The following is a 4209-nucleotide window of genomic DNA, read 5'->3' on the forward strand; positions in this document are numbered from 1 at the left end:
CAGGTCCGACGCGTCGAACACCGGTCCGGCCGTGACATCGGCGGCATCGAACAGTGCGCGATTCTCACTCAGCGTCCGCTCGCCGATAAACCCGCCTACGATGCGATCGATCTCTTCCACATGGGCCACCCGAGCGGCGTTGGTTGCATAGCGCACATCGCTGGTCAGTTCGGGCTTGCCGATGGTCGCGAACAGCCGTTGCGCCATCGACTGTGTCGAGGTCGAAATGCAGAGCCATTTTCCATCCGCCGTCTTGTAGGTATTGCGCGGCGCCGTCGTGCCAGAGCGGCTGCCGGTGCGCGGCTTGATGCGGCCATTGAGCTTGAAGTTTGCAACCTGCGGCCCGAGAATCGAGAGCGTCGGTTCGAAGAGAGAAATGTCGAGCACTTGCCCGCAACCGCCGTTCACCCGTGTATGCCAGAGCGCCATCATCACCGCATTGGCGCCATAGATGCCGGTTGTCATGTCACCGAGGAACATGGGCGGCAGCACCGGTTCACGATCAGCGAAGCCATTCATTGACGCAAAGCCGGAATACCCTTCCACCAAAGTGCCGAAACCAGGTTTGTTCCGGAAGATGCCGGTTTGCCCCCAGCCCGAAATCCGCGCAATGACGAGCCGTGGATTGCGTTCGTGGAGTCTTGCGGGCGCGAGTCCCATTTCCTCCAGCGTGCCCGGTCGGAAACTTTCGACGAGCACGTCGGCATCGTCGATCATGCGCGCTATGAGTTCGATTGCTTCCTTGCGACGGAAGTCGACGCACACGCTCTTTTTGTTGCGCGCATACGTCTTCCAGAATATCTCGTAGCCGTCAGTCTTGAACGCACGCAAGGTATCGCCGGCAATGGGCTCGACCTTGACGACATCTGCACCGAAATCGGCAAGCTGCAGAGTCAGCATATTGCCAGCCACGAGGCGCGACAGGTCCACGACCCTCAAGCCCTGCAGCGGGCCGTTTTCATCGTGTGAGAATTCCTTCTTGTGCAGCTTTGACATGGGTTTCCCGAGCGTTGCGCATTGAGGCACTGAATTCAGGTTACACAGAAATAGACATGATGTCTATTTAAGCAAACGGCCGCGCCTTGCGGAGTGCCCTGAATTGCTTTAATTTTAGGCCGCGCGCGGGGCGCGAGACGCTGACCCCGCATAACATTGACGAACGAAATCATTGGCAACACGACATGGCAAATCCAGCCGATACAGGCGTAGCAGCCGTGAACAGGGCGCTGAGCATTCTCAAGGCGTTCGAAGAAAGCGTCGACGGCATGACGCTCGCCGATCTCACGGCGGCAACGGGTCTCTATCACAGCACCATCCTTCGTTTGTGCGAGTCGCTGGAAAGCTTCGGCTACCTCAAGCGTCTTGCCGATGGCCGCTACATGCTCGGCCCCACGCTGTTCCATCTCGGCATGATCTACCAGGGCTCGTTCCGGCTGCAGGACTACGCGTTGCCGGTGCTTCGCGAACTGGTCAAGCAGACAGGCGAGACCGCGGCTGTCTACGTCAGGGAAGACGACGTGCGCCTGTGTCTTTATCGGCTGGAATGGCAACGCTCCGTACGTATGCATGTGCGCGAAGGAGAGCGTCTCACGCTCGAAAAGGGCGCCGCCGGCAAAGTGCTGCTCGCCTTCGCAGGCGACAAGGGCGCGACGCTCAAGAAAGTCCGTGACGCGGGCTATGCCGTGTCCCTTGGTGAACGCGATGCCGAGAGCGCTGCCATTGCAGTGCCCGTGTTCGGTGTGGGGCAGAAACTGATATGTGCGATATCGCTGGGCATTCCTCGCTACCGGTTCGACAAGAAGGAATTCAAACTCTATCTGCCGTTCGTGATGCGAGCCGGCGCCGAGCTGACTACTGCGCTCGGCGGTGATCCTGCACTGTTCGAACCGCCATTCGCGCCAAGCGATGTCATGCGCTGATGCGCTCTAGGCTTGCGCGTTCACGAGCGGTACTGCGCGTCGCGACATCTGCGTCTGGAGGAATGCAAAGCACACGGCGCCGATCAGCAGTGCGCCGATCATGAAGATGAACCCGCCGTTGTACGACCCGCTCGTCTTCACGATCGCGCCTACCACCAAGGGCGCCGTCAACCCGCCAATCTGTCCGCCCGTGTTGATGAAGCCGGCATAGCCGCCGCGCGCGCCTTCGGGCGCAAGGTGCGCGACGAGACCGGCGTACGGCGAAAGGCTGCCGTAGAGCAGGAAAGCCGCAGCTGAGAGGCCGGCGATGCACATTGCGGGGTCGTCGGCGGTGAAAGTGAAGTACAGCGCGATCGCGGTGCCGGTGTAGCCAAGCGCAAGCATGACTGGACGCTTGCGATGCAGCGTGCCGCTCCCCAGCGTGCCGAAAACGATCAGTCCAAGAAAACCGAACAGGTACGGGATCGATGCCGCAAAGCCGAGCGCCTTCAAATCGATATGCCGTTGTGCCGAAAGATAGCTCGGCACCCAGCCGAGGAAGCCCCAATACCCGATGCTGAACGTCATGTATCCGAAAAACAGCAGCCACGTGCTCTTCAGTCTGATGAATGTCTTCCAGTGTGCGCGACGTTCCGCACGTTCCGCCAGCGATGATTTCGCGCCCGCGACTTGCGGCGGAATCATCGCGTAGATCAGAATTGAGACGATCACGCCGGGGATCGCGAAGTAGAAAAATACGTGCTGCCACGGACCGCGCACGAGCAGCCAAACGACGACCGGCGCGACCACCGCCGGACCGATTGCGAGCGCGCTCAGCCACACACTGTGCGCGCGGGCGGCGTCCTTCGAGCTGAAGTTGTCAGCGACCAGTTTGTAGACCGCTGCATTGCACGATCCCTCTGACAATCCAAAGCAGAAGCGCACGACCACCATTGCCGTCACGGTCGACACCAGACCGGTCAATCCCGTGAACAGCGAGAACAGGAGCGGCGCGACGACCAGCAGGGCCTTTGTGCCGAAGCGGTCCGACAGCATGCCGCCCGGCAGTTGCATCAGCGCGTAGCCAAGCGCGAACGCGGCGAAGATCACGCCAAGCTGGGCGGCGTCGAGGTGCAAGGCTTTCATCATCGACGGTGCGGCTACCGAGATGCTGACCCGGTCCAGGTAGTTCACGAACTGCAGCAGCCACGTCAGCATCAGCAGCTTGTACCTAAGGCTCATGTCTTCTCCATGTGATTTTTCGACAGATCTGGATTCTCGACGGGTGATGATTCTGGATTGTCGGTCTTAAAAACAGACATACTGTCTATTCGGAGTTTATGGGAGCCGTCTGCGCGCTGCAAGCACGTTTGAGGCAGGGATTACCCGCGTTTTTCCTGCGCGGAAATCAATAGCAGAATGTTCAGGCGCGCGTTGCGCCCGCATCGGATGAAGGAAGGTCCATGAATAAAATTGAAAGCCTTAACCGGCACGCCGCCGTTAGAACGCTGTTCGACAAAGTCTGGGATGCGCATGCGATCACGGTCACAGACAACGCGTGGACGCTGCTTCACATCGACCGGATGTTGTTGCACGATCTGTCCGGCAATAACGCACTGACGGCGCTGGAGCAACGTGGCTTATCGGTTCGGCATCCTGAGCTTTCGTTTTCCACGCCCGATCACGCCGTATCGAGCGCGCCGGGGAGAACCGGTCAAACGTATCCCGGCGGCGCAAAGTTGTGGGCAGGTCTGAAGGGACGTTCGGCCGCGCAAGGCATCCGTTTCTTCGATACCGGTGAGATCGGGCACGGTATCGTTCACGTGATGGGGCCAGAGCTCGGGATCGTCTTGCCGGGCAGCACGCTGGTCTGCGGCGACAGTCATACATGCACGAATGGCGCTCTTGGCGCGCTGGCGTTTGGCATTGGCGCGTCCGAGCTGGTGCATGCCCTTGCCACGCAGACGCTTTGGCAGCAGAAGCCAAAGACGCTGCGCGTCACCTTCGACGGTCCGCTGCAGGACGGCGTCACGGCGAAAGACCTGGTGTTGTATTTGATCGGCAAACTCGGGGCCAAGGCGGGAACGGGGTATGCCGTCGAATACGCTGGTTCAACGGTACGGGCGCTGGACATCGAAGCGCGCCTTACGCTTTGCAATCTCTCCATAGAGCTCGGCGCGAAGGTCGGAATGATTGCGCCCGACGACACCACGTACGCGTATCTCGAGGGACGCGACCGGGCGCCGAGTGGGTCGATGTTCGACATGGCGGTGGCGCACTGGCGCACGCTACCTTCTGATCCAGGCGCATT

Annotated in this window: 4 protein-coding genes; 2 read left to right on the plus strand and 2 right to left on the minus strand. The window is 60.1% G+C overall.

The window, feature by feature from the left end:
* On the minus strand, positions 1-996 hold a 996-nt coding region (locus ACFFAR_RS26280; RefSeq protein ID WP_375508749.1), incomplete at its 3' end, for a CaiB/BaiF CoA transferase family protein.
* A gap of 185 nt (positions 997-1181) precedes the next feature.
* Between ACFFAR_RS26280 and ACFFAR_RS26285 the strand changes: the two genes are divergently transcribed.
* Positions 1182-1919 (plus strand): IclR family transcriptional regulator, encoded by a 738-nt coding sequence (locus ACFFAR_RS26285; protein WP_061999314.1) that lies wholly within the window; start codon positions 1182-1184, stop codon positions 1917-1919.
* 6 nt (positions 1920-1925) lie between these two features.
* Here ACFFAR_RS26285 and ACFFAR_RS26290 read toward each other — a convergent pair whose 3' ends face one another.
* Positions 1926-3140: an MFS transporter gene (locus tag ACFFAR_RS26290; protein WP_061999315.1), complete on the minus strand. Its 1215-nt coding sequence runs from the start codon at positions 3138-3140 to the stop codon at positions 1926-1928.
* A 221-nt stretch (positions 3141-3361) separates the two neighbouring features.
* Here ACFFAR_RS26290 and ACFFAR_RS26295 point away from each other — a divergent pair.
* On the plus strand, positions 3362-4209 hold an 848-nt coding region (locus tag ACFFAR_RS26295; protein WP_375508750.1), incomplete at its 3' end, for an aconitase family protein.

Source organism: uncultured Caballeronia sp., assembly GCF_964243625.1.
Lineage (GTDB): Bacteria > Pseudomonadota > Gammaproteobacteria > Burkholderiales > Burkholderiaceae > Caballeronia.